25 protein-coding genes are annotated in these 25,266 nt (G+C 48.6%); 15 read left to right on the top strand and 10 right to left on the bottom strand.

Going from position 1 to position 25,266, the window contains the following annotated elements; all coding sequences use genetic code 11:
• Positions 1 to 167 precede the first annotated feature (167 nt).
• From B2U97_RS00705 to B2U97_RS00695, 3 genes are all read left to right on the top strand, one after another.
• Positions 168 to 2,333 (top strand): S46 family peptidase, encoded by a 2,166-nt coding sequence (locus B2U97_RS00705; RefSeq protein WP_286823522.1) that lies wholly within the window; start codon positions 168 to 170, stop codon positions 2,331 to 2,333.
• A gap of 134 nt (positions 2,334 to 2,467) precedes the next feature.
• Positions 2,468 to 3,304: a putative RNA methyltransferase gene (locus B2U97_RS00700; RefSeq protein ID WP_286823521.1), complete on the top strand. Its 837-nt coding sequence runs from the start codon at positions 2,468 to 2,470 to the stop codon at positions 3,302 to 3,304.
• A 3-nt stretch (positions 3,305 to 3,307) separates the two neighbouring features.
• Positions 3,308 to 4,441 (top strand): GNAT family N-acetyltransferase, encoded by a 1,134-nt coding sequence (locus B2U97_RS00695; protein WP_034822860.1) that lies wholly within the window; start codon positions 3,308 to 3,310, stop codon positions 4,439 to 4,441.
• Here the strand turns inward: B2U97_RS00695 and B2U97_RS00690 are convergent.
• Positions 4,438 to 6,213 carry an SLC13 family permease gene (locus tag B2U97_RS00690; RefSeq protein ID WP_011235729.1) on the bottom strand — a complete coding sequence of 592 codons (1,776 nt, stop codon included), beginning with the start codon at positions 6,211 to 6,213 and terminating at the stop codon, positions 4,438 to 4,440. The two genes, B2U97_RS00695 and B2U97_RS00690, sit on opposite strands and share 4 nt — an antisense overlap.
• Positions 6,214 to 6,400: 187 nt before the next feature.
• Here B2U97_RS00690 and B2U97_RS00685 point away from each other — a divergent pair, with 187 nt between their 5' ends.
• On the top strand, positions 6,401 to 7,402 hold the full coding sequence (locus B2U97_RS00685) for a virginiamycin B lyase family protein (protein ID WP_272989775.1): 1,002 nt from the start codon (positions 6,401 to 6,403) through the stop codon (positions 7,400 to 7,402).
• Between the two features lie 5 nt (positions 7,403 to 7,407).
• Here B2U97_RS00685 and B2U97_RS00680 read toward each other — a convergent pair whose 3' ends face one another.
• Positions 7,408 to 8,238, bottom strand: coding sequence for a DUF4198 domain-containing protein (locus B2U97_RS00680; protein ID WP_114982314.1), 831 nt, complete (start codon positions 8,236 to 8,238; stop codon positions 7,408 to 7,410).
• Between the two features lie 2 nt (positions 8,239 to 8,240).
• Positions 8,241 to 9,308: a PepSY-associated TM helix domain-containing protein gene (locus B2U97_RS00675; protein ID WP_286823520.1), complete on the bottom strand. Its 1,068-nt coding sequence runs from the start codon at positions 9,306 to 9,308 to the stop codon at positions 8,241 to 8,243.
• 143 nt (positions 9,309 to 9,451) lie between these two features.
• Here B2U97_RS00675 and B2U97_RS00670 point away from each other — a divergent pair, with 143 nt between their 5' ends.
• The 5 genes from B2U97_RS00670 to B2U97_RS00650 all read left to right on the top strand — a co-directional run bounded on the left by B2U97_RS00670 (position 9,452) and on the right by B2U97_RS00650 (position 13,136).
• Positions 9,452 to 10,234 carry a ferredoxin--NADP reductase gene (locus B2U97_RS00670; RefSeq protein ID WP_011235725.1) on the top strand — a complete coding sequence of 261 codons (783 nt, stop codon included), beginning with the start codon at positions 9,452 to 9,454 and terminating at the stop codon, positions 10,232 to 10,234.
• Positions 10,235 to 10,293: 59 nt separating this feature from the next.
• Positions 10,294 to 11,133 carry a patatin-like phospholipase family protein gene (locus tag B2U97_RS00665; protein WP_286823519.1) on the top strand — a complete coding sequence of 280 codons (840 nt, stop codon included), beginning with the start codon at positions 10,294 to 10,296 and terminating at the stop codon, positions 11,131 to 11,133.
• Positions 11,090 to 11,680: a uracil-DNA glycosylase family protein gene (locus B2U97_RS00660; protein ID WP_286823518.1), complete on the top strand. Its 591-nt coding sequence runs from the start codon at positions 11,090 to 11,092 to the stop codon at positions 11,678 to 11,680. Before B2U97_RS00665 ends, B2U97_RS00660 begins: the two co-directional genes overlap by 44 nt.
• Positions 11,681 to 11,745: 65 nt before the next feature.
• Positions 11,746 to 12,462 carry a PepSY domain-containing protein gene (locus tag B2U97_RS00655; RefSeq protein WP_286823517.1) on the top strand — a complete coding sequence of 239 codons (717 nt, stop codon included), beginning with the start codon at positions 11,746 to 11,748 and terminating at the stop codon, positions 12,460 to 12,462.
• Complete coding sequence (locus B2U97_RS00650) at positions 12,459 to 13,136, top strand: PepSY domain-containing protein (protein WP_286823516.1); 678 nt, start codon at positions 12,459 to 12,461, stop codon at positions 13,134 to 13,136. The genes B2U97_RS00655 and B2U97_RS00650 overlap by 4 nt, the downstream gene beginning before the upstream one ends.
• Positions 13,137 to 13,145: 9 nt before the next feature.
• On the opposite strand, the gene B2U97_RS00645 is transcribed toward B2U97_RS00650, so the two are convergent.
• Positions 13,146 to 13,607, bottom strand: a complete 462-nt coding sequence (locus B2U97_RS00645) for a methyltransferase family protein (protein WP_273093306.1) — start codon at positions 13,605 to 13,607, stop codon at positions 13,146 to 13,148.
• Positions 13,608 to 13,643: 36 nt separating this feature from the next.
• On the opposite strand from B2U97_RS00645, the gene B2U97_RS00640 reads away from it, so the two are divergent.
• The 5 genes from B2U97_RS00640 (at position 13,644) to B2U97_RS00620 (ending at position 16,870) form a co-directional block, all read left to right on the top strand.
• Positions 13,644 to 14,183: a DUF1415 domain-containing protein gene (locus B2U97_RS00640; RefSeq protein WP_114982320.1), complete on the top strand. Its 540-nt coding sequence runs from the start codon at positions 13,644 to 13,646 to the stop codon at positions 14,181 to 14,183.
• 85 nt (positions 14,184 to 14,268) lie between these two features.
• The gene (locus tag B2U97_RS00635) at positions 14,269 to 15,429 is read left to right on the top strand and encodes a sensor domain-containing diguanylate cyclase (RefSeq protein ID WP_286823514.1); all 1,161 of its coding nucleotides are present in this window, start codon (positions 14,269 to 14,271) and stop codon (positions 15,427 to 15,429) included.
• Positions 15,392 to 15,658 (top strand): diguanylate cyclase, encoded by a 267-nt coding sequence (locus B2U97_RS00630; RefSeq protein ID WP_272989794.1) that lies wholly within the window; start codon positions 15,392 to 15,394, stop codon positions 15,656 to 15,658. Before B2U97_RS00635 ends, B2U97_RS00630 begins: the two co-directional genes overlap by 38 nt.
• Positions 15,659 to 15,869: 211 nt before the next feature.
• The gene (locus B2U97_RS00625; RefSeq protein WP_011235717.1) at positions 15,870 to 16,079 is read left to right on the top strand and encodes a cold-shock protein; all 210 of its coding nucleotides are present in this window, start codon (positions 15,870 to 15,872) and stop codon (positions 16,077 to 16,079) included.
• A 134-nt stretch (positions 16,080 to 16,213) separates the two neighbouring features.
• Positions 16,214 to 16,870, top strand: coding sequence for an SDR family oxidoreductase (locus B2U97_RS00620; RefSeq protein WP_272989798.1), 657 nt, complete (start codon positions 16,214 to 16,216; stop codon positions 16,868 to 16,870).
• Here B2U97_RS00620 and B2U97_RS00615 read toward each other — a convergent pair.
• Complete coding sequence (locus B2U97_RS00615) at positions 16,844 to 17,701, bottom strand: LysR family transcriptional regulator (RefSeq protein WP_272989801.1); 858 nt, start codon at positions 17,699 to 17,701, stop codon at positions 16,844 to 16,846. The genes B2U97_RS00620 and B2U97_RS00615 overlap by 27 nt on opposite strands.
• Before the next feature lie 114 nt (positions 17,702 to 17,815).
• On the opposite strand from B2U97_RS00615, the gene B2U97_RS00610 reads away from it, so the two are divergent.
• Positions 17,816 to 19,825: a ligand-gated channel protein gene (locus B2U97_RS00610; RefSeq protein ID WP_286823511.1), complete on the top strand. Its 2,010-nt coding sequence runs from the start codon at positions 17,816 to 17,818 to the stop codon at positions 19,823 to 19,825.
• Between the two features lie 4 nt (positions 19,826 to 19,829).
• On the opposite strand, the gene B2U97_RS00605 is transcribed toward B2U97_RS00610, so the two are convergent.
• From B2U97_RS00605 to B2U97_RS00585, 5 genes are all read right to left on the bottom strand, one after another.
• Entirely contained in the window at positions 19,830 to 20,858 is a 1,029-nt protein-coding gene (locus B2U97_RS00605) for a phospholipase A (protein ID WP_272990433.1), read from the bottom strand.
• A 116-nt stretch (positions 20,859 to 20,974) separates the two neighbouring features.
• The gene (locus tag B2U97_RS00600) at positions 20,975 to 23,587 is read right to left on the bottom strand and encodes a TonB-dependent receptor plug domain-containing protein (protein ID WP_272990436.1); all 2,613 of its coding nucleotides are present in this window, start codon (positions 23,585 to 23,587) and stop codon (positions 20,975 to 20,977) included.
• Between the two features lie 157 nt (positions 23,588 to 23,744).
• Positions 23,745 to 23,930: a YrhK family protein gene (locus B2U97_RS00595; protein ID WP_272990438.1), complete on the bottom strand. Its 186-nt coding sequence runs from the start codon at positions 23,928 to 23,930 to the stop codon at positions 23,745 to 23,747.
• Positions 23,931 to 23,941: 11 nt separating this feature from the next.
• Complete coding sequence (locus B2U97_RS00590; RefSeq protein ID WP_272990441.1) at positions 23,942 to 24,394, bottom strand: carboxymuconolactone decarboxylase family protein; 453 nt, start codon at positions 24,392 to 24,394, stop codon at positions 23,942 to 23,944.
• A gap of 47 nt (positions 24,395 to 24,441) precedes the next feature.
• Complete coding sequence (locus B2U97_RS00585; protein ID WP_114982327.1) at positions 24,442 to 25,254, bottom strand: helix-turn-helix transcriptional regulator; 813 nt, start codon at positions 25,252 to 25,254, stop codon at positions 24,442 to 24,444.
• Positions 25,255 to 25,266: the final 12 nt, after the last annotated feature.

Genomic DNA, 25,266 nt, shown 5'->3' with positions numbered 1-25,266 from the left:
TACTTGTAAGAGGCTGTGCTTTTGCACGGCCTTTTTTGTGCCTAAATTTTGACACTGTTATTTTGTAACATTACTTGTCTGATTATTGACAAGTTTCGGCAAGACTATAACTATAGCTTTTATCAGAGTTTATTGTTCCCTCCCTAACAATTAACAGAAGAGATACTATGAAAAAGTTATTGATTGCTTTGTCTGTAGTCAGCTGTTTTGCGGCAGCCGACGAAGGTATGTGGATGCCCAAACAGTTACCGGAAATTGCCGATAAGCTGAAGGCGGCAGGTCTGACTATTGACCCTAATGATATTTCTAAATTAACCGAGTTCCCCGCTGCTGCCATTGTCAGCCTGGGTGGTTGCTCGGCCTCGTTTGTGTCACCAGACGGGTTAGTAGCAACTAACCATCATTGTGCTTACAACAGCATTGCTCATAACTCGACGCCAGACAACGATTTGCTCGCTAATGGCTTTTTAGCCAAAGACTTAAGTGCAGAAGTACCGGCGGCACCGGGCAGCCGCATTTTTGTGACTAAAGCGGTCGATGAAGTCACTAATAAGGTGATTGATGCCAAGGTAACCGAGTTAACGGGCAAAGCGCGTCTGGACGCGATAGAAGATAACCAGAAAGCTTTGGTAGCAGAGTGTGAAGAGGACGAAGGGCATCGTTGCACGGTAGCTGCATACTACGGCAGCCTCGAGTATTACCTTATTAAGCAACTGGAAATTAAGGACGTTCGCTTAGTCCATGCACCGGCAAGCGGCGTGGGGAAATTTGGTGGCGACACCGATAACTGGATGTGGCCACGTCATACTGGCGACTACAGCTTTTTACGCGCTTATGTCAGCCCGGAAGGTGAGTCAGCGGATTACAGTGAGGACAACGTACCTTATAAACCGGATTACCACTTAACGATAGCCAGTGAAGGCCTGGAAGAAGGTGACTTTGTTATGGCCCTGGGTTATCCGGGCCGCACGAACCGCCACCGCCTGCCGTCTGAAGTAAAAGAAACCTTTGAATGGAGCTACCCTAAAACAGTTGAACAGTTTCAGGATTCACTGGACATTATTGCCCGAGAAACAGCCGACGATAAAGATGCAGAGCTCAAGTACGCCAGCCGTGTTGCCGGCCTGAACAATTACCTGAAAAACCGTCAGGGTATGCTGGACAGCTTTGCGAACAGCGACTTGCTGGAACGTAAGCAACAGGAACATAAAAAACTGACTGAGTGGGTAAACAGCGACCGCACGAAAAAAGCGTTGTATGCCGATGGGCTTAATACCATTGATACGTTGCTACAGCAGCGCCATAAGAAAAGTCGTGCTGATTACCAACTGAATAATGCAACGCCGCGTTTGCTTTCTGTTGCCCGCGCTGTGCACCGTTTGGCTCAGGAAGGCACCAAGCCCGACGCCGAACGCAAAGCCGGTTACCAGGAACGTGATATTCCGCGCTTTGAGTCATATTTAGCGGGTATGGATCGCAATTTTGACGCTAAGGTTGAGAAGGCATTAGATCTGCACAATCTGAGCAGCTACATGGCACAGCCTAAGTCAGAGCGCGATGCCGCTTTCGATAAAGCTATGGGTCTGCGTGATGGCATGAGCAACGACGAGTTAAGCGCGTTAATTGATGGTTGGTATGAAAGCACTAGCTTACTTGACCGAGATAACCGTATGGCGTTGTTGGAATTTGACCCGGAACAGTTTGAGCAAAGCGAAGATCCGTTCGTTAAAGCCGCTGTCGCACTTTATCCTTCCGATTTAGAAGATGAGAAAAAGAGCGAAGAGCTTTCCGGTAAAATTCAGCAAGCCTACGCCGACTACATGCGCGCAAAAATTGCCTTTATGCAAAGTAAAGGAGAGGCCGTGTACCCTGATGCGAACAGCACGCTGAGAATTACTTACGGTAACGTTGCAGGCCGCGACCATGGTACCGAAGACGGTAATGCCTGGGCACCTTTTACCACCTTGCGTGGTGTAACAGAAAAAGCCACTGGTGAAGGGGAGTTTAATGCGCCGGAAGAACAACTGAAGGCGATTGAAGCCGGTGACTTCGGTCCTTATGAGAAAGCGGATTTAAATTCTGTACCTGTGAACTACCTTGCTACTTTGGATATTACCGGTGGTAATTCAGGTTCTGCGGTTTTGAACCATAAAGGCGAGTTTGTTGGTCTGGCTTTCGACGGCACGCTGGATTCCATTATTTCCGATTGGGATTTCAACTTGGAGAACACCCGTTCTATTCAGGTGGATACTCGCTACATGCTGTGGCAGATGGAATACGTTGACCACGCGGATAACTTGCTGAAAGAGCTGGGTGTTAGTACAAGCCAGTAGTTATTATTTAACGTATTAGCTATAGCAAAACCACCATCGTTAATTTTTAGCGGTGGTGGTTTTTTTGTTGTGCTGGCAGAAGGCGAGCAGGAAGAATAAGATGGTCGCAAAATAGCGTTGTAAAAGTAGATGGTATGCCAATAACAAAAATATCCGCCTTACGTTGCCCAATAGAGCAGTCACCTTTGCAGTTGGTGGACGGCAGCTGGCGCTGTGAAAATGGTCACAGCTATGATGTGGCTAAACAGGGCTACGTAAATTTGTTGCCGGTGCAGAATAAGCGCTCGAAAGACCCCGGCGACAGCAAAGCCATGGTGCAGGCACGGCGGGAGTTTCTGGAACAGGGTTATTATGAACCACTGGCGCAGGTTCTGGCTGATACTGTGTTAGCACAGGGTGAGCAGACGGTGCTTGATGCCGGTTGCGGCGAAGGCTACTACCTACGTTACTTGGTTGAGCAGGCGGAACAAAACGGTACCGATTTAAGCATGGCCGCTCTGGATATTTCAAAATGGGCAGTGCAGGCTGCGGCAAAACGCGATAAACGGCTCAGCTGGATGGTCGCTTCCAATAATTCTATTCCACTGGACGATAACAGTGTCGATACCATTTTGTGCGTGTTTGGCTTCCCTGTTGAAGCTGAATTTAAGCGGGTTCTAAAGCCCGGCGGACGGCTAATTATGGTAGACCCAACTGGTGATCACCTAAAAGAGCTAAAAGCCATTATTTATTCTGAGATAAAAAGTAAAAATGAGACCTTACCGATAACCGCCTCCGAATTTGAACTGATTTCCGAACAACGAGAGACTTTTCCGGTATCACTGACATCGAATGAAGCCATAAAAGATTTACTGACTATGACTCCGCACCTATACCGCAGCAGCGCCGAAGGCCGTGAACGCGCCGAAGCTATGAGCTTTTTACAGCTCACCGCTGATGTCTGGGTGCGGGTTTTTACTTTGAGCGCCTAACGCATGCGAGCAGTTATTCACGCAACAATCACCACTGTAGCTAAAAACGACTGGGATCGCCTATTCGGGAACCATTATCCTTTTACGCGCTATGATTTTCTGCTGGCGCTTGAGCAGGGTGGCAGTCTTGGGCTGCAGCGCGGCTGGTTGCCGCAATATGCTGTTGTTTATGATGATAATGACACCATGGTTGCGGCTATGCCGTGGTTTAAGAAAACGCATTCCTATGGTGAGTATCTGTTCGACTGGGCCTTCGCCGAAGCCTTTGAGCGCTATGGTTTTCAATATTACCCCAAGCTGATTAACGCCATACCTTTTACCCCATGTCAGGGACCGCGTTTGGCTATTAGCGAGGGTGTTAACCGCGGCGAAATGTTGTCCATTATTGAGTCGGAGTTGTTAAAGCAACATGACGTCAGTAACTTGCAGAGTTTGTACGTTGAACCTGACTTGAGCCATGCTTTCGCCGACGAAGGTTGGTGGCAGCGTTTTGATATCCAGTTTCTCTGGCAGAACCGGGACTACGGCAGCTTTGATGATTTTTTAGCGGCTCTGGTGTCGCGTAAGCGTAAGACGATTCGCAAAGAGCGGCAGAAAGTATCAGAACAAAATGTGCAAATGGGAACCCTGCAGGGTAATGAGTTAACTGCGGGGTTTTGGCAGCAATTTACTCTGTTCTACCAGCGTACTTATTTAAAACGTTCGGGGCATGGCGGCTATTTAACCCCTGCTACCTTCAAGCTCTGGGCTGAACATTTAGCCGATTATATTGTGGTATTCGCTGCCTACAAAGACGACAACCTGCTGGCTGCTTCTTTGTGTTTTAAAGGAGAAGATACACTTTACGGACGCTACTGGGGCTGCCGGGAAGAGCTTGAATTTCTGCACTTTGAAGCCTGTTATTATCAGGGAATTGAGTTTTGCATAAACCACGGGCTACAGTATTTTGACGCGGGCGCTCAGGGTGAGCACAAATTGCATCGTGGTTTTGAGCCTGTTCTGCGCGAAGGCTTTTACCGTTTTATGGAGGCGCCTCTTAGCGACGCCATTGAGCAGTATTGTCAGGATGAACGCAGTGCGTTACGCGAACACCTGAAAACACTGCAAACCTATCTGCCTTATAAAATCAGCGATTAATACAACGGCCATACCAGCAGTATCATGACCAGCGCAACCGCCGAAACCAGCAGGGACAACGGTAGTCCAAGCCGCCAGTAGTCGCTAAAATTGTAACCCCCCGGGCCCATAACCAATATATTCGACTGGTGGCCTATCGGGGTTAAGAAAGGCACAGCGGCACCAATAGCAACCGCCATTAAAAACGGATCCATACTGGCGCCGAAGCTGCTGGCCATACTGATGCCAATAGGCGCCATCAATACGGCCGCGGCGGCGTTGTTAACTATGTTCGACAGCAGCATCGTAACTATTAGCAGTAAGCCCACGGCAACAAAATCGGGTGACCCCTGACTCACATAAAGCACCGCGTTGGCAATGGTATCGGCAGCACCGCTGCGCTCCAGCGCAGACCCCAGTGGAATTGTCGCTCCCAGCAAGACAATAATAGGCCAGTCTATGGCGTCATAGAGTTCCCGAAGAGGCAGAATATTGGTAATAACCATAAGGCCGGCCGCAAGAGAGAACGCAACCGGCACTGAGATAAAGCCGAGTGCTGCTGCCAGAATCGCTGCCGAGAATATCCCCAGTGGCTGAATCAGTTGTTTTGGTGAGCCCAGTCGCAAGCTACGTTGAGCTAGAGGGAAGCAGCCAAAGCGCTGAAATACGTCATTAAGCACTTCAGCGTCGCCCTGCAGTAATAAAACATCACCCGGCTTAAAGCGAATATTCGCCAGTTTTGTTCCCAGCTTTTGGCCCTCGCGGGCAACGCCCAGTACATTAATACCGTAGCGGCTGCGTAATTTTATGTCGCCAGCCGAGCGGCCGATAAGGCGTGAATCGTGCCCGACAATCCCTTCAATAACGGTAATGTCGTCGGACTTTAAAAAGCGCTCGTCAATTTCTTCCTCGGCGTTAAGCTCAAGCCCTGTTCCGTCAATAACTTGCTGAATGGTCTCCGCGTTGGCTTCAACTATTAATACATCCTCAGGTTTCAATCGCAAGTATCGGGCCGGTGCAGACCAGCGCTTTTCGCCACGTTGTAGTGCAACAATTACAAAGTCCTCTTCGCTACGGTTTTCCAGCTCATAGAGAGTTTCACCAACAAAGTTAGAGCCTTCAGGTACATAGAGTTCGGTCAGGTAGCTACTGACATCGTAAAGTGACTGCGATTTGGATTTCCCAGCTTTTTCTGGCACCAACCAGTGACTTAGCAGCCACATAAAGAGTAAGCCCGCGATGGCGATGCTGAGACCAACCGGAGTAAATTCAAAAATACCGAAAGACTCACCCATAGCCTCGCGACGAATATCGGCAATAATAATGTTCGGCGGCGTACCCACCATAGTAATAGTGCCCCCCAGTAAGGAGCCAAAGGCCATAGGCATTAACACTTTGGAGGGGTTATTGCCACTGCTGCGGGCGAGTTGAAGGGCGACTGGTATCATTATCGCCATGGTGCCTGTATTGCTGATAAAAGCTGAGCAGATCGTAGTGACTGAGGTCAGGGCTATCATCTGTAACCAGCGTTTATCGCCTATGTTTTTCATAGCCGATGCCAGTGCATCGACAACGCCGGAGCGCCAAAGTGCCTGGCTAATAATCAATACCGCCGCAACAGTAATGACAGCAGCGTTACCAAAACCACTGAACACCTCGGCAGTTGGAACCAGACCAAGAATAGCCGCGGACAATAGCGCCATCATGGCAACCAGGTCGTAACGCCATTTATCTATGACGAAAAGCACCAACATGGCGACTAAGATTATTCCAATAAGCCATTGATCCAGCATGTAACAGGTACCGTTTAGTGTTTAAAGGTTGAAGATTGCACAGTGTTGGGTTTGAAGCAATAGCGTCTATACTGATAAATCAGTTAGTTGCCTGACATCCCATTGTAGTAGTCTGACGTTTACGTCAGGAGCGATATCTCACCTGACATGAATGTCAGGCTACGAAATTATTTACGGAGGCCATAAAATGAAATACTTAAGCTTAACAAGTGCGGTAATTATTGGTCTGGCGGGAATAAGCAGTGCGCCGGCTAACAGCGATGACCACAAAGACAGTGGACTGGCTAAAGCGGAAATTCAGGAGTGGCAGGTTCCCTGGGAGGACTCCCGGCCTCGTGACCCCTGGGTGCACAATAATACGGTCTGGTTCGTGGGTCAGGGAAGTGATTACGCGGCAACATTTAACCCCGAAACCGAAGAGTTTAAACGCTACGATCTACCCGATGGAGCGGGTCCGCATACTGTTATTGTCGATGATCGTGGCGCTTGGTACACCGGCAATCTTATGAACCATATTGGCTTAATTGATCCGGTTTCAGGCGACATTAAAAAGTTTGAATTACCCGGAGATGGAATGCGCGACAGCCACACCATGGACTTCACTAGCGATGGCAATATTTGGTTTACGGTGCAGGGCGGTAACCAAATAGGCTTTCTGGAAACAGATGACGGTGAAATAGAACTTTGGGATGTGCCCACGGATTCGGCCCGGCCTTACGGTTTAATTGTTGAAAACGACAAACCCTGGGCAACGCTCTTTGGTACCAATAAGTTGGCGACTGTTGAAAGCGGAAAGCTGCGGGAAATTGAGCTTGAACGGAAAGACAATAGGCCACGCAGGCTTGGTATGACTGACGACGGTACCATCTGGTACGTCGATTATAATAAAGGTTACGTGGGTAGCTACGACCCGGCTAGCGGTGAGAATAAAGACTGGCGGGCACCAGCTGAAGAAAATTCACGGCCTTATGGTATGGCGGTGGATAAACGTAATGACGTCTGGTTTGTAGAGACCGGTGTGCAGCCAAACCGGCTGGTGGGCTTCGATACCGAAACCCACGAGTTTTCAGAGCCAATTGAGCTGGAGAGTGGCGGCGGTACTGTTCGTCATATGTTCTATGATGAAGCTACCGATTCCATTTGGTTCGGCACCGACGCCAACACCCTGGGAGTGGTTCGTCTTCAGTAGCCAGGTTACATAGGCAGAACTTCTAATACGGCAACGTAAGAGCCCTGGCGTTTGGTAGCCGGGGCTTCGCCGTTGTCGTCAGCGTATTCTGCTTCTAACCAGTACATGCCTGGTTCATCCAGAGTGAAGGTGACTTCGCCTTTCTCGTTGGTCGTTAACTTGGTTGGTTGTGCCTGATCTCGGTAACGCTCACCGCCTTTTACCAAGAAAATTTCAGTTCTCGCTGCTGCGGCACCGTCAATATTGAACTTAAAGGTAATGTTTTCACCAGTGTATAAATCGTTCGGGTGGGTCACTGGTTCAAGTTCCAGACCTTTACCTGTTGGACCCAGGGTGTCATAAGTTGGTGCACCAGAAGTTACAAATGTTTCAACTCGACGTGAGCGCTCACTAACTTCTAACTCTTTAGCGTCCTGAGGCACTTCTTTGTAGAAGTCTTCATTGGTTTTTTGCGCACCACGTGGTGGCCAGTATTGGCGTTCACCTTCGTCATCTATCCAGCGCGCAGATAACCCTGAACTGGCTGAATAAATGGTGTAAGTGCCTTCTTTTTCCAGTTCAATATCAAATACCGAGCGGTATTTGCCTTTATGACCATTCTCCAGAGTCACATCGGAGCCGTCTGGCGCCATGGCTTTTACGTAATCCAGGCTAAGCGGGTAGTGATCTGGATAAAAAATGCCATTGGCTATAGCGGCATCAAAAGTCACCCATTCGGAATCGCCGGAAACGACGGTGGCGCTGGGTTTAATCCAGACCCGGTGAGCTTCACTGCTGGTGCTGGCAAATAAGGTCAGCACAGCCAGGCTGGTTGTAAGTACAGAAGATAATTTCATGATTAAGGCTCCAGTTTTAATGACACTCGGCCAAGCTCGTGCTCGCCGGTCTCTGAGATGGATATTGGGCTATCGATAGGTAAAGACAATGGCAGGCGCAGCATTTCGCGACCGCCGACTTCGCGCGCGGCTTCTACATACAAGTAGTACTGGCCGGGCTCAAGTTCCGGTAGTTTGGTTAATAAAGGCGTTAAGTCCACCTTGTGAGTGCCGGGGCGGCGAGTTGCACCCGATACACCGTCGATAGGCATGTCGGCCATACGACCACTGCGACGCCACCACTGGCGCATGTCTTTAAGCCACTTTTCGCCTTCGCTATCTTTTAGGTTAACGTCGTACCAGACTGCAATATCAGCTACCCGTTGGCTACGTTCATTTGCCAGCCATACCGCCAGGTAAGGTGCGTGATATTCAGCCACTGACAGGCGGGGAATTTCGACGTTGAGCTCGTTTTCAGCAGCATGTGCTGATCCCATAACGGCGAACAAAGGAATGATGAAGCCAGCCAGAACCAGTGGCCAGGTGGACTTGCGCCCCTTACTGTATTTTTTCAAAAGTAATAACCCCGTAATTGTGAATAAAATGCTGGCAACGGCAAATACGTCAATGAAAAGACTCCAGAGAAAACCGGTGTTGCGGGCTTTGTGGAGGTCATTGAAATAGGCTATCCAGCCGCGATCGGTGGTTTCCGAATAAAAAGCACCACTGGTTAAATCGACGCTGAACCAGCTGTCCCCGCCAGGGCGAGGCATGGCGACGTACAATTCGTAGTCACTCCATTCGATTTCGGCATTTGAACTGATGCTGTTTTGCGTCTTATCTTCGTACCAGCGGTGGAAAAAAGTTGGTAGAGCGTCATTCCCTGAAGCATTCGCCAACCGGTCCAATTCCGTTTGTGGGAGAGAGCTTTCATGGCTTTCGACGCTGGGTGCGGATTCTATCCAGCCAGCATGGTTTAGCGTTATACCGGTGACTGAAAACAACAACATGCCAATGAGGCAAACGGCAGAGCTTATCCAATGCCAGTCTTTTAAAGACCACCCTCTGCGGCCACCCGAACGTCGAGCCATTAACTTTTCTTCCTTTACAAACAACAGTGCATGTATCTTATATAAAAACCGTTCTCATTTTCAATAGTTAATGATAAAAATTCTCATTTAGATTTAGTTTTTTTATGTTATTATGCGCACAAAATCGCCAATGAGGAATTGTTATGAGAAGTATCATTGCGGAAAAAGTGACTCAGGTACGCCACTGGAACGACACCCTGTTTAGCTTTAGAACCACGCGTCAGCCAAGCTTTACCTTCGAAAACGGTCAGTTTGTAATGATGGGACTGCAACTGGAAGACAAGCCGCTGCTCAGAGCTTACAGCATTGCCAGCGCAAACCACGAAGAAGAGCTTGAGTTCTTTAGTATTAAAGTGCCGGACGGTGCCTTAACGTCACGCCTGCAACATATTAAGGTGGGCGACGAAGTGGTGTTGTCGACACGCCCTACAGGCACGTTAGTACCGGGGCACTTACTGCCAGGCAAAAACTTGTACTTGCTCAGTACCGGCACCGGTTTAGCGCCTTTTATGAGCGTTATTAAAGACCCCGACATATACGAACAGTACGATAAAGTCGTGTTGGTTCACGGTGTGCGCTGGGTGTCTGAGTTGGCGTATCAAAAGGAAATCTCTGAGATTCTGCCAAATAACGAATACTTTGGTGACTGGGTGCGGGAAAAGCTCATTTATTACCCGACAGTGACCCGCGAGCCATTCCGTGATGAAGCGCATCAGCAACGTATTACCGATTTGCTGGAGTCTGGTACCTTAACCAAAACCATTGGTATGCCAGATCTGAACCCTGAACACGATCGCTTTATGTTGTGCGGTAATGACGCTATGCTTCAAGATCTGATGGTTATTCTCAATGAACGAGGCTTTAGTAAAGCAACATCACGTAAGCAAGGCAGCTACGTGATTGAGCAGGCCTTTATTGAGAAGTAGAGAGTATTGAAAAATAAAGAGTATTGAGAAGTAGAGAGTATTGAAAAATAAGCAGGTGTATGACCCAGGAGCAAAGTAAAAAAGCACTAGTGGTAGAAGGTGGCGCCATGCGCGGTATCTTCGCCGCTGGTGTGCTGGACGGCTTTCTTGAAACCGGACAAACCGACTTTGATTTTGCAATTGGGGTGTCGGCAGGTTCAACCAACCTAATTGGTTTTCTTGCCGGCGACCACGGACGTAACCGTAAAATTCTCTTGCAGCATGCGCTACAGCCCGAGTTTTTGAACTGGCGACGCTTTTTAAAAGGCGGACATTTTTGCGATGTGAGCTGGCTTTGGCACGCTTCGTTTGAACAAGTACCACTGAATACCCGTCATTACCTGGAGCAGAACCGGCCTTTATACGTTGTAACGACCAATGTCGATACAGGGTTTCCGGTGTATACCAGGGTGACAGCCGATAACTTACACGAACTATTTCCTGCTTCCTGTGCTATTCCGCTGGCTTACCGCGAGTTTCCGGCCGTTGGTGGAGCGCCTATGACGGATGGCGGACTGGGTGACTCTATTCCGGTGATTAAAGCCTATGAAATGGGTGCGCTGGATATAACCGTTATTTTGTCCCGGCCGCGAGGTTTCCGAAAGAAGATAAGACCCCTGCCTAAGTTTACTAAGCGCTTTTTTAAACACCATCCTGCCTTATTTGACGCAGTAGCCCGCCGCTCGGCCGTTTACAATGACGCTATTAACTTTATTGATAACCCTCCTGCGGACTGTAAAATGACCGTTCTGGCTCCGCCGGAGGATTTCCCGGTAGGACGTTTCACTCAGGATAAAAAGCTGCTGGAGCAAGGTTATGAAATGGGAAGAGCCGCCGCATTGGCAACAAATTCTGCGTGATGTCCGTGCCTGTACCTTATGTGAACCAGAGCTGCCGTTTGGTGCCCGCCCCGTTGTTCAGTTGCACCCTAAAGCCAGAATTCTAGTTGCCGGACAAGCCCCCGGAAAGCGCGTTCATGCCTCCGGTAAGCCTTTCGATGACCCCAGTGGCGACAGGCTTCGTCAGTGGATGGGCATTGATAAAGACACTTTTTACAATGCCGAAGAACTGGCTATTATTCCTATGGGCTTTTGTTATCCGGGCACTGGTAAGTCCGGTGACTTGCCGCCCCGCCCCGAATGCGCGCCCACCTGGCGCGAGCAAATACTGCAACAGCTACCCAATTTAGAATTAACACTGGCTATTGGTCAATACGCGCAACAGTGGCATTTGCAGGAACCTAAGCGCAGCCTGACCGAACGTGTCAGAGACTGGCGAAGTTACTGGCCGCAGTTATTACCATTACCTCATCCGAGCCCCCGCAACAATATCTGGATGAAGCGTAACCCATGGTTTGAAACTGAGGTTATTCCGGAGTTAAGGCAAAGAGTGAAAGAACTGCTTTGACTTTTACAGGGCAAGTCGATAATTTTAGAGGCTTAACTTAAACGCAGCGGGCACGGATAACCCTGATGAAATTACGACAATGGCGTATCTGGCACCGCTGGTTATCTCTTCTTTTTGGCCTGCAGTTAGTGGTATGGAGCATTAGTGGCGCCTATATGGTGTTCTTTGATTTAAGCTTCATTCACGGCGACCATCTGGTGAAAAAGCTTGAGCAACCTATAGCTGAGAACACGTTAATTTCGCCGGTAAGCTGGGTCTTAGAGCAACATCCGCAAGCCACGTCGGTGCGACTTATGCGCCAGTGGGTAAAGGGCTCTTTGCAGACGGTTTACCGCGTTGAAAGCCAAACCGGTACGCAATTGCTGAGCGCCGAATCCTTGGAGCCGATCACACTTGACCGCATGGATATTGGCTACATTGCCCGTCAACATTACAGTGGAAATGAAGACGCAAAAGCCCAGGTTAGCTTTATTGAAGATCGTGCTCCGGGTGAGCTTAACTCCGCTTTGTTACCCGTATGGCGAGTAGACTTTAATGATTGGGCCGGTGCTACCTTGTACTTCTCGGCGACAACCGGGGAGCTGGTGACCAAACGACATAACTTCTGGCGAGTGTTCGACTTTTTCTGGATGCTTCACATAATGGATTACCAAGACCGAGTGGATATTGAAACCTGGTGGTTAAAGGCGTTTAGCATAGCGAATATACTTTTTGTGATAACTGGCACGGCTCTGCTTTACTTCCACTTCCGGCCGCGCAGAAGAAGCAGGCGAGCTGCATGAGGTTTGTGCGTAAGCTGCATCGCTGGCTGAGTTTGGTCATTCTTATACAAGTGCTTATCTGGCTGGTTAGTGGCTTGTACTTCGGCTGGGTGGGTCACCAGAGCCTGGCGGCTCATGACTACTTTCAAAGCGCTCCTAAAGCGCCGGTCGGGCCTGTTTTTTATCCTGAAAACGCCTTAATGGAACGCTTCGAAAATATTAAAAGTGTGGAAATACGCTCAATTTCGGAAACGGCTCAGTACCTTGTTCTGACAATTGAGGGTGCCAGACATTATGTGAATGCCCAGACCGGAGAGCGCTGGCAAACGTCCGCGCCGCTGGCCGCAAAACTGGCACGACAAAGCTATAACGGGCCGGGTTCAGTTAACGAAGTACAGGCTGTAACGGGCAGTGAAGAGATTATTGACTGGAACAAGCCCGGTTACAGAGTCACTTTTACCGATGACATTCATACGCGTGTGTATGTAGACGCTGCCTCTGGTGAAGTGGTTGATCACCGTAATCATAGTTGGTGGCTAAGTGACTGGATGTTCCGTTTACACTTTATGGATTACAGTGGTGAACGCGACTTTAACAGCTTACTGAACATTATTGCCGCTACCATCGCGTTATGGTTTAGTTTATCAGGCTTAATTTTACTCGGTCGCAGCTTAAAACACCGGCAGTTATTCTAAAGCTGCCGGTTACCACCAGCGCCCGGTTTTACGACAATAGCTTTTGTAAGCTTCACCAAACGTTTCAGTTAACATACGTTCTTCCGGCAGAATTTGAAAGCGGTGCATATAGGCCACATATAACGCCAGCCCCCATAAAGAAAAGACACTTCCCAGAAACACACCCCAGGCCATAAGCAAAAAGAAAAAGCCTAAATACATTGGGTTACGTGTTCTTTGGTATATTCCGGTAGTGACAAGTTCGGTGCTTTTGTTCGGAGCGCGTGGGTCTACCGTAGTTTGTGCTCTGCGAAACCCAATAACGCCTAACAAGGGCAGCAAGACTCCTAATACCAATAGAAAAATAGCTGCGGCGCGCTGGCCGACATAAAATTGGTTAAAGACCTGCGTATAGTGAGCCGTTAACCACATTAAACCGGCGACTATGGCAACAACCAGCAAAGGTGGTATTTTGAGTTCAAGTGATTTCATGGCAAAGTGGCGCCCCTTTTAGCGAAGACAAGAAATATGACGACCGATACCCATCAGATTATTGAGCAAACCCGGCACTGGGTGCAACAGCTGATTGTAAAGTACAACATCTGCCCTTTTGCACGCCGCGAAGTTGAGCGCAAGAGTATTCGCTATAGTGTAGCCGAAAATCGCAAGCCACAAGCTGTTTTACAGCAGCTGCTGGATGAAGCTAAACACCTGGATACCACACCTGAAACCGAAACCACGCTGCTTATTCTGCCGTCGGGGTTTGAAGGGTTTTACGAATTTCTGAATTTGGTTGATGTAGCCGATGCTTTGCTTATTGAGGAAGGCTACGAAGGCGTGTACCAGCTGGCGCATTTTCACCCCGACTACTGCTTTGAGGGCGAGCCCCAGGACGACCCGGCAAATTATACCAACCGTGCCCCGTATCCAACTTTACATTTATTGCGTGAGGCCAGTATTGAAGAGGCTCTGAGAGATTATGACGACCCTGAATCGATTCCTGAGCGCAATATTGAATTTGCCCGGCGTAAAGGTGCTGGATTTTTTAAAGCAATCTTGCCAGTTTAACTTCTGAGTCCTTGCTACACTATTAATTATAGTAACAATTGTTAATTGCAGACCGCTCTGTCGGGCAAAGAAGTGATGAGGCGTCATGAGAAAACATCATATTACTCACAGAATTATTGAACAGCTACCAACTATGGTGGCTTATGTCGACAGAGACCGGCTGTTTCGCTATGTAAATACGTCGTATGCGGGGTTCTTTGACCTGACCCCGCAGGAAATGCTGGGCAAACCGTTAACCGATGTACTTAGCGAAGAGTCTTATCAACGCATAAAGCCCAATCATGACCATATTTTTGCCACCGGCGAGAAGATGGAGTTTTCAGATTCGGTCACTTTTCGCAATGGACGCAAAAGCTTCTTAGATATTCGCTACCTTCCTGAAATTGATGAGCAAGACAAGGTTACTGGTATCTACGTGCTTGTCGAAGATGTCAGTGACTATTACGCGTCGGTTGATGTTATGCGCACGATTCATGAAGTTATCCATAAGCGTGGACGGCGCATTGACCCGGCTTCTATTGATGAGCTGTTAAAAGTGGGTGTTGAATATTTAGGTGTTGATATAGGAACGGCCAGCTCCATTCAAAACGGCACTTATACCATTGAGTGGGTGCAAACCGCGAAAATGGACTTTTCGGCCGGAACGCAGCTGCCGCTGGCAACCACCTATTGTTCCGTTGTGCTTGAGGCTAACCATCTAATTTATACCAATGACGCGTCAAAAGACTCACGCTTTAAAGAGCACGCGAGTTATCAAACTTATGGTTTGGAGACTTATATAGGTACGCCACTTATTATTAATGATCAGGTATGGGGAATTTTGGGTTTCGCCCGTAAAAGCAAAAGAGCAGAGCCTTTTACTGAGCTGGAAATTGAAATGGTGCGAATGATGGGCACCGCACTGGAGACCGTTATTACGGAACAGAAAGTTCGCTCCGATTTAATCCGCCAGCGCGACGATATGGCACTAATTGCCTACACCGATGCGCTAACCGGATTAAAAAATCGCTCAGCGGGTATGGAAATACTTGAACAGAGCCTGGTTCGGCAACATGGAGGGCAGGGTTTTGTTGTCTCAGTTATTGACTTTGACCACTTTAAAACCATTAACGATACCTATGGCCACGATATTGGTGACAAAGTATTAATTGCAGGCTCTGAAGCTATGTCAGCGGCGGTTCGTAGCAGTGACAGTGTGGTTAGAGTGGGTGGCGAAGAGTTTATGGTGGTTACTTGCCTATGCTGACCATGAAAGTGCCGTACAGGTACTGGAAAGGGTGCGGGCGGCCGTTGAGGAAACGGTAGTTACCTTAGATTCAGGTGAAATCATTAATCCGACGGTAAGTGTCGGTGCGTCAGAAAGCCACCCCGATGACGATGTTTCCAGTATCTACAGAAGAGCGGATCAGGCGCTGTATAAGGCTAAGCGAGAAGGTCGCAATCGTGTTGTCTGGGCCAGTGAAAGCGATGTTTAAACTTATTATGAAAATAACTTGGTAAATGGTTTGACTCGCAGTGGAATAAGCGTAGACTTCACGGTGTCGGATAGAAAGACAGTTAGTTAAAAGACTCCACTTCGTTGACCTATTATTATTAATACCATCGTCCTGTAGTTCTAAGTTCTTATTTTTACCCGCATCATCGGCCTAAATGGCCACATACTTAAAAGTTACAGGAAGATATATTATGTCAGAGAAAATTACTGGTTCAGTAAAATGGTTTAACGAAGCAAAAGGCTTCGGTTTCATCGAACGTGAAAACGGCGCAGACGTTTTCGCACATTTCAGCGCTATTTCTAGCGACGGTTTCAAAACCTTAACTGAAGGCCAGCGCGTTGAGTTCGCAGTAACTCAAGGCCCTAAAGGTCCTCAGGCTGAGAACATCGTAGCGCTGTAATTACGCGCCTCGAAGTCTAAAAGGGCAACCCTCGGGTTGCCTTTTTTTGTGCCTGTAAATCGGTGTAAATGAGCGATCTAAACTAAGCTTTTGTTACGTAAGCTCAAACAACGAAATATTTAAGGAGGTCGTTAATGAAAGTAGCAGTTATAGGCGCAAATGGAAAAATTGGTCAGCATTTAGTTGAACAGATGCAGCACGCAAAAACGCATGAAGTGATTGCGGTGGTGCGCAAGGAAGAACAGCAAAAAGCCTGGGAAGACCGAGGCGTTACGACCAAATTAGGTGATTTAGAAGGCCCCGTTTCACAACTGGAAGAACTGCTTCAGGGCGTTGACGCTGTGGTATTTACCGCAGGCTCCGGTGGAAGCTCTGGTGACGATAAAACCTTGTTAGTCGACTTAGACGGCGCAGTTAAAACCATGGAAGCAGCGGAATCGGTGGGCGTAAAACGTTTTGTCATGGTCAGTGCCTGGCAGTCGAATAACCGTGAGAACTGGGCTGACGCTCTGCTTCCTTATTATGCCGCCAAACATTACGCCGACCGCGAGTTAATGCGCACCAAACTCAACTGGACCATTGTACGTCCGGGAGCGCTAACCGACGAAGAAGCCACCGGTAAAGTGGTTGTTGGCGAATCGCTTGCACCGGGATCTATCCCGCGTGAGGATGTTGCCAGTGTGCTGCGCCGCTGCCTGGATGAAAGCGGCACTGAGATGAGAGCTTTTGACCTAATGGCAGGCGAAAGTGAAGTAGAACATTCATTACAGTCGATGAAAGAAATGGCTTAGCACTTCAATCGTCCGTTCAGTTTTCGCCGGTATGTTGTCTTTAATCGGCAGTACCGCGTGAACACTGTACGGGCTGCCTTCCCATTCAGGCAACAAACGCAGTAAACGCCCACTCTCAATATAATGCTTAATTTCCGGCTCCGGAAGTAGCGCATAGCCAACACCATCAAGCGTTAACTGGACGACCGTCTGCATGTTGTTCAGCAGCACTTTTGGCTTGGGGAAATCCTTATTGGGTAAGCTGGGTATGTGCCCAATAAAACAACCTTCGGGTAAATCATCAAAGCTTTTTATCGAGTTCTCAGCCGCAGGATGCTCAGCAGCAATGCAAGGAACCATGTGCCAGTCTGCTAAATGTCTGGCGTATAAGGTTGAATCGGCCAGCGGACCAATGCGAATAGCCAGATCTGCCCCGGCGGTAATGAGGTCAATAGGCTCGTCGGTCATATGCAGCTGAAAGCTTACGTTAGTAAACTCGTCTTGTAGCTGCTTTAAGGGTTCGCTCAGTAAGCCTCCGCCAAAACCCACGGGCGCAATAATTTTTATTTGCCCTTGCGGCTGATTCGTTAGCTGATCCCAACGCTCCTGGTTTTTCGCTGCAATAGCCAGCATATCGAGACACGATTGATAAAAAACCTGACCGGCTTCGGTAAGTGAAAGCGAACGTGTGTTGCGATGAAATAACGAAATGCCGTTGTCGTTTTCCAGTCGCTGCAGCTGCTGGCTAATAGCAGATACCGTCATGTGCAATTCATTTGCCGCTGCACTCATGCTGTTGAGTTCTACGGTGCGGGTAAAGGCTTTTAATGAGCGAATCATTTTCGGATTCATGTGTTAAGTCCTGCTAAAAGAGCTTTCAACATTTTTGAAGTTGCTGTTCGCATAGTACCAGTTAAAATCGCCAATGAAAATAATTCGCATTTAATAATTCATTAGGGGATGAACATGAATTGCAGCGTCAGTGGCTTTAAATTGAGCATATTAGCATTAACCGTAGCGTCAGCTGTAGGGGTTGCTCAGGCGCAGGAACAGGAAAGGCCGGAAAGAAGGCATCATAAGCACAAAGATATGGAAGTTATGGTGGTTACTGCTTCGGGTGTTGAACAACATATTAAAGAAGCCCCGGCTTCAATCTCCGTTATTGACAGAAAAGACCTTTCGCAGCGTTTTTATAAAGACTTAACCGACGCGATGACCGATGTACCGGGTGTTATTGTGACTGGCGGCGGCGACCGTCAGGATATTAGCCTGCGCGGTATGGGAGCAGACTACACGCTAATTCTAGTCGATGGTCAGCGTCAGAGCTCACGCGAAACCCGTCCAAACAGTGACGGCCCCGGCGTTGAAGGTGCCTGGACACCGCCACTTGCGTCAATCGATCGTATAGAAGTCATTCGCGGACCCATGTCGTCACTTTACGGTTCGGACGCAATAGGCGGCGTTATTAATATTATTACCCGTAAAACGCCGGAGGAATGGCGCTCGGAGATCCGCGTTGATGGCACTTTGCAGGAACGCTCGGAGTCAGGCAACAGTTACCAAACCAACTTGTTCACCTCTGGCTCGTTAATTAAAGATACTTTGGGTATCCAGTTGTCCGCCGGTTATACGCGTCGCCTGGAAGATGAAATTGTTTCTGGCTACCGGGATAAAACCGCAGAAGATGCGGACTTAAAACTGGCTTACACACCGAACCGGGATCACGAAATTCTGTTTGAGGTGGGTACTGCTAAGCAAAGCATCGACGCCTCTGTCGGCAAAACTATTGAGCCGCTGGCACCGGGGGAGGAGTGTGGTCGCCGTGGATGCCCCGAGTCATCAATCACCGAATACGATAATACCAGCGTATCTATTGCTCATAATGGCCAGTGGGGCCTGGTGGGCGCCCGCAGTTATTTAAAGCGCGATGAGTATGAAAACAAAGCGCGTCTCATGACTATTAAAAACACCGATTTTCAGAGTCACTGGAACGTGCCGCTGCTTGAAGAAAGCTCTATGAACCTTGGCGTGGCGTACCAAAAAGAAGAGCTGGAAGACTTAACCAGTAACCAAATTAGCGATGTGACTAAGGTGGATGGGTCACAGTGGTCGGTATTTGCCGAAACAGCCTGGCCTGTATTTGACAGCTTTAGTCTGACCACAGGTATTCGCTACGATGATGACGACATTTTTGGTGGACACTGGAGCCCCCGCGTATACGGTGTGTATACATTAAGCCACGCAACCACAATAAAAGGTGGTGTATCTACGGGGTTCCGGGCACCAGGTTTACGTGAAACAACAGCTGAATGGGGACAGGTAAGCCGTGGTGGTAACGTTTACGGGAACCCCGACTTGAAGGCTGAAACATCGACCAACTACGAGTTGGGTTTATACACAGACTGGGGACGTCGTAGTTCAACTTCAATAACCGTGTTCTATAATCAGTTTGACGACAAAATCACGCGTGTCGATTGTCCTCAAACAATCTGTGATGCGGGGCCTAATCAATTTGGATCTATGCCGACCACCCGGATTAACGTTGATGAAGCTGTTACTCGCGGTATTGAAATGACCTTAAGTACTCACTTCAGCCGGGAATGGTCTCTGAAAGGTAATTATACTTACACCGATTCTGAGCAGAAGTCCGGCGAATACAAAGGTGAACCGTTAAACCAGCTACCTAAGCACTTAGTGCAAACGTCATTAAACTGGAAGCCAAGTAAGCGTTGGAACAGTTGGCTGCGTGTGCATTATCGCGGTGAAGAGAGCCAACCGACAACCGGACCTTCACAGGGCTCTTTGGTTGCGCCTTCGTACACCTTAGCTGACGTTGGTGTTAACTACTTTGTCACGCGTGACTTAAAGCTGGCTGCGGGTGTTTACAACTTATTCGACAAAGAGATTGGCGTGGAAGAGTACGGCTATGTTGAAGACGGCCGACGCTTATGGTTGTCAGCCGCCTACAGCTTCTAAACTCTTATAGAACGTTATTTAGGGCTATACCGATACCAAAACGAGTCTGTTTGTGGTTGTAATCAATCAGGCTTTCTCCGTAACCGGTGAAAATAGAGGTATAGCCAATAAACTTACCACCAAGAGGGAAAGTCCAGTTCAGTTCGGCTGACCCTCTTCCGGTATCTACGGCATGACGAAGCCTGAGAATGTATTCGAAATCACCATCGTTATAGGCGGTGGTGAATTCATAGTCACCCACGTAATCAGTAATATCCGGGTTGTCATCACCGCTGGATTGCAAAGGGTCTGTTTTTGGGTCTTCCTGAAAACGTAACCAGGGCTTCAGTGAGAAAACAAAGCGCCCTTTCTCCACCACAAACTGCATATAACCGCGGTTCCAGCTACGGGACAAAGGCTGGCTGCGCCCGTTGGACAAATGCTCTAAACCAAAAACCAGCGCTGTATTAGTACCAAAAGGATGCCAGCCGGTTGAAGTGGCATAAAACACCTCCGGCATGTAATTGGTTTCCCGGAATGGTTTAGAAATATCACTGGAGTAGACTTGCCACCAGGACTGCACGGTTAAGCCAAAAAACAACTTGTCGTCTTCGAATAACAAGCTTTCTTTGTTAAAAGGCACTTTGAAACTGAGCTGGAACTTTGCCTCGTAGTCTTCTAAATTGTCCTGGTAACCTTCAATATCGGCGTACTGCAAGCGGTTGATGTTATTACTGGTAATAACCGGTAATAAGTAATTACGGCGATGCGGGGTTAAAACGTACGGGTCAAATTGGGTGACCTGTTCACTTTTCATTCGGCTGGTTAAAGCGCCGGGCTCTTCGACGGCATCCACTTCTACAATGTCTTCATCGTCAGCAGAGCGAAGTTTCTCCTCGCATTTAGACCTTACATCGGCAATAGTGGTCTCCGCTTTCGTGCTGTTCATTTCATCCAGCAGACACTGCTGCATATCAGACAGTTCTTGCGCCTGGACATTAACCGCTGCTAGTGCGGTAACTCCCGATGCAATTATCCAGATCCATTTTTTCATAAGCGCAAGCTTCCTTTATTGAGACTCCTTGTACTATAGCGTAAGAGGGGTGTTTAGATCACACGTTTACAAAATAGGGCCAGAAGAAGAATTTCTGACCCTGCTGACATTATCAGTTAAAAGTTATGAACAATGGATAAATTAGCTGTACGACCGCGCAGATTGTACTGGGTCATATCGTATCCGTAGGCCCCGCCAACTGGATCAAACGGCGGCTGCTCGTCAAACAGATTGCTGATATTCAGGGTCAGCTGAGTGTCACCAAAACCCTGATAAACCAGTTGTGAATCAACCTGCCAGTAACTATCAACCTTTTCATCTAAGCCCGGGTTGCTGCTTTGTGTGGCAACCTGTTGCTCATAGCTGCTGGTGTAGTTAAGGCTGACGCCCCATTGCCAGTCGCTAACAAGCCAGCGTAGCTGATTGTTACCTTTCCACTTGGGCAGAGCACCTAAAATATTACCACCGGCACCATCAATAGGATCCTGACCCGCAACTAACGCCTGTTCGTACTCTAAAAGCCGTGACCATGTGCTTTGAAACTGAAGTGTAGAATTGCTTAACTGCACTTGGTAGTTTGCATCAACATCGAAGCCGCGGGTCGAGCGGGTGCCCTGGTTGCGGTACTGGTTGCTGATAATTTGCAGTCGCTCGGCGTCGTCGCGCTGAATGCGGTCTGCGTACTGGTCTTCATTATTGATAATGAACTGCGCGTTGTCGGGCGCAATAATGTCGTCCTGCTCAATTTCGAATACATCCACAGCTATGCTGGCACCTTTTTGCGGAGACCAGATAATACCGGCATTGAGGTTGGTTGAGCGTTCGGCATCAAGCTCAGAGTTACCCGTGCGCACTTGCGTAAAACCACGGCGCACGCCCGGATCAATAGGGTCATTAGAGTCAATGACCGAGCCATAACTGATGGTGTTACTTTCTGCGATTTCTGGAAGCGATGGCGCACGGAAGCCGCGTGACCACGAGCCGCGCAGAAGCCAGTCGTCGCCTAATACATAGTGAAACGCCACTTTAGGTGACCAGGCTGAGCCAAAATCGTCATAATGATCATAACGGCCGGCCAAGTTTACGTTTAGGTTTTCCACGACAGGAACCTCCAGCTCAACAAAGCCTGCGGCAACTTGTCGCTTCCCTTTAACCAGGTTGATAGCCGGGCGCAGTTCGGTGCCCGATAACACTTCCGGTGAAGTTCCCGCATCCATTTCTTCTTCACGCCAGTCGACCCCAAAGGCAACGCTTAGCGGGCCGTTATCCAGCTCTTTTAAAATGGTGCTGGCATTAGCGTTAATACTGTTTAGCTCGTAAAAGCCCGGACGACGCGTATCAATGCGCAACGCTTCAATGGTTTCCGGGTCATTGTTGCCGTTAAAGAAGTCATACTCGCCACTGGCCAGCACATCTTCAAAAGTGTAGCGGTTAATAAAGTTATCAACGTACTCGCGCTGGCGGCTTTGTGAGTTCAGCACATTGACTGACCAGTCCCAGTCTAAGCCACGGTAGTTCACACCGGCCAGAAAGCGGTGAAAGTCCTGCTTATTGGCTTTGACGCGCTCGCCCACGTCAAAAAATGTGTATTCAAAAGGTAAGGGTTGCGAGCCAGGGTTGTCCGGATGGCCGATCGGCAATTCCACCGGAATATCCACTAAACTGCCGGTTTCCTGATTGTAAGCCCGGAGCCCGGCCCCAACGCTTAACGGCGCACCAAATACGTGGCTTGAACGGTTATTGCTATACAGAAAGTCGCTGTAGGCCTGTATGTCGTCAGTGAGTTGCAAAGTGCCCTGTAATGAGAACTGGTGCCGCTCAACTTCTGGCTGAAGCGTGTTGTATGGCTGAGCGTTAAAGGCACACACCTGCCCGTCTGCCCCAGGGGTGAAATCGCTTCGGTCTCTTTTCTCAGAAATGCCCGGGCAGTTCTCAAAAGCCTGAGGGTTCTGCGGATCACTTAAATAGTTACCGCCCTGCGACGACCAACCAGCCAGGCGGCCGCCGGGCTTGTCGCGAAAGTCTCCGGAACGGGTAAAGTCGCGGTCATTGGCGTTTAACCGCTCGCGGGTCAGATAATCGTAGCTGAATGTCAGGTTATAGCCGTCGTCTGCTATGTCGCCAAACCCGCTGATAACGCCCGCACTGTATTGCGTTAATGAACCTTCGCTGGCACCGCCGACACCCGCCCGAAATTGCGTGCTTTGTACGTTGTTACGCAAAATAATGTTGATAACCCCGGCAATAGCGTCCGAGCCATATACTGCGGAAGCGCCGTCTTTCAGTACCTCTATGCGCTCTACCGCGCCTAAAGGTAATGCGTTTAAGTCAACGAAGGTGTCCTGAGTGCCCAGCGCAAAACCGTAGTTTGAGACCCGCTGACCATTCACTAGAATAAGCGTGTTTTTGGGGCTTAAGCCGCGTAAGCCAACCGACGCCGACCCCGCCGAAAAGCTGCTGGTGTATTGCTCGTCGTAACTGTTACCGGTGTTCACCGTTAAGTCACGCAGTAAGTCTGTCAGCGTAATTTCACCGCTGGCCGATATGTCGCTGGCATCAATAATTTGCAACGGCGTGGCGTCTTCATTCTGGGCCCGTTTAATGTAGGAACCCGTGACACTAATGCGTTCCAGCTCGGAGCTAGCATCATTGGCTAACAGAGCTGGGGATGCCGATGCAGCGATAAGCCCAGCGGCAACAGTTGATAACGTAAAGAACTTTGATTTCATTAAATACCTCACAAAATGAACGAACAAGCCGTTTAGACGTCTAAGCGGCTATTCAGCATAAGCGAGATGTGTGGTGGAGGTAAAGGGAAAATTGTTGATTAGGGGAAAAGTTTATTTGGTGTCATAGGAGAGCGCTCGGCGGATAGCCATTCACCCACTAATCATTTAGTGGGCGAATAATATCGATAAACATCAACGCTGACCCTGTCATGAAGAGCCACACACCTACTGTTGCATAGCTTGCGAAGGTGGGTAGAAATAACATGCTTCCAAAGAAGAACGACAAGCTAGCCAATATACCTAATGTGTTGTTTTGAAGGCGCTGTAAGAAAGTTGCTTTCATACTACGACCCATTATTTTATGTCGGGTTGGAAACGGAAACTCACCGCAATTCGATTCCAGCTATTTATCTGTACTATGACCGCGGTCAATTCAATTAACCCGCTTTCTCCAAAATTGTCCAGTGCCGACTGAAAGACAGCATGTGTGATTTCTACATGGTTGATTAGCGTTAGTGCTTCCGTCCAGGCCAACGCAGCCCGCTCTTCTGCGGTAAAACACGATAACTCCTTCCACGCCGGAAGCACATCTAGCCTTGACTGGAGTTCACCATCAGCTCGGGCTTCATCAGCATGCATTTTCTGACAAAAACCGCAGTGATTTAATTGTGATGCGCGCAGTCTAACGAGATGCAGAAGTTGCGGGGGGAGCTTTGCTGATTCCGGTACATCACCTAAGGCGGTTAAATGAGTCACCAGGCGCGGGCATTGTTTATAAAGTGACGATTGTGAAATTCGGTGTTGCATAATGTCCTCCAAAGAATAACTTCGGATACTTTAGGAACATTCGCTAGTTATCGATTGGAGATTTGCGACATTTTTCTTTGGCGGTATTGCAGTGGCGTTTCCAGGGCTCGCTCACGGAAAGCATTCGTAAAATGCGCTTGATCGAAGTAGCCGCAGGCAAGAGCAATGTCGCTGAGACTGTCTGGCGTCATAATCAAATATTGTCGGGCGGCTCGAATTTGAGCAAAGCCGTGCAGCTGATTTGGGGTAAAACCCAAGTATTTGCGTAATTGCCTTTCCAGTGTGCGTCGACTAAACCCGTTCTGTAAAGCCAGTTGCTGAGGCGGTATTAAAGACGCGGACGCATGAGCCAATAGAGTTGACCACTTACGATTCGGTTCTTGAGCGCGATAACTCAGCGTCAGTAACCAGTTCTGCACAGCCTGTACTTGCTGGTCTGCCGTTAGAGTGGACAGTATGTCCATTAATGGCTGTAAACTTAGTTGTTGAGGAAAGGGTGTGTCGAGTAACTCTATTTCGATGTTCTGCGAAGCATCGAGATCCAGTCCCAGCAGTGCTTTCGCGCCTCCCGGGCGGAACCGTACGCTAATGTGTCTCGTTGATATATCCCAACGATGAGTAACGACCCGAGTATGGTGAAAATAACGAGCATTGATCCGAGTATTACGTATTTCAAAAGTTAAACTGGACCCCGCATCGGGGTACAGTTTTTCTTCAATATGGCGCGAATTGTTCTTCGAGTCGTCAGTAACCCACAAGCACTGAACCCAGCTGGAGAGGCTTGGAAACGGTGAGATCATTTCTAACCCAATATTAGAGAAGCTGGCAGCAGGTATTACGTCAAATTTGCTGTGTGACATGCTGATGACCTT

The sequence above is a fragment of the Idiomarina sp. UBA3176 genome (assembly GCF_002364295.1).
GTDB lineage: Bacteria > Pseudomonadota > Gammaproteobacteria > Enterobacterales > Alteromonadaceae > Idiomarina > Idiomarina loihiensis.
The sequence above is the reverse complement of the archived record's forward strand: the minus strand, read 5'-3'. Positions and strand labels throughout refer to the sequence as shown.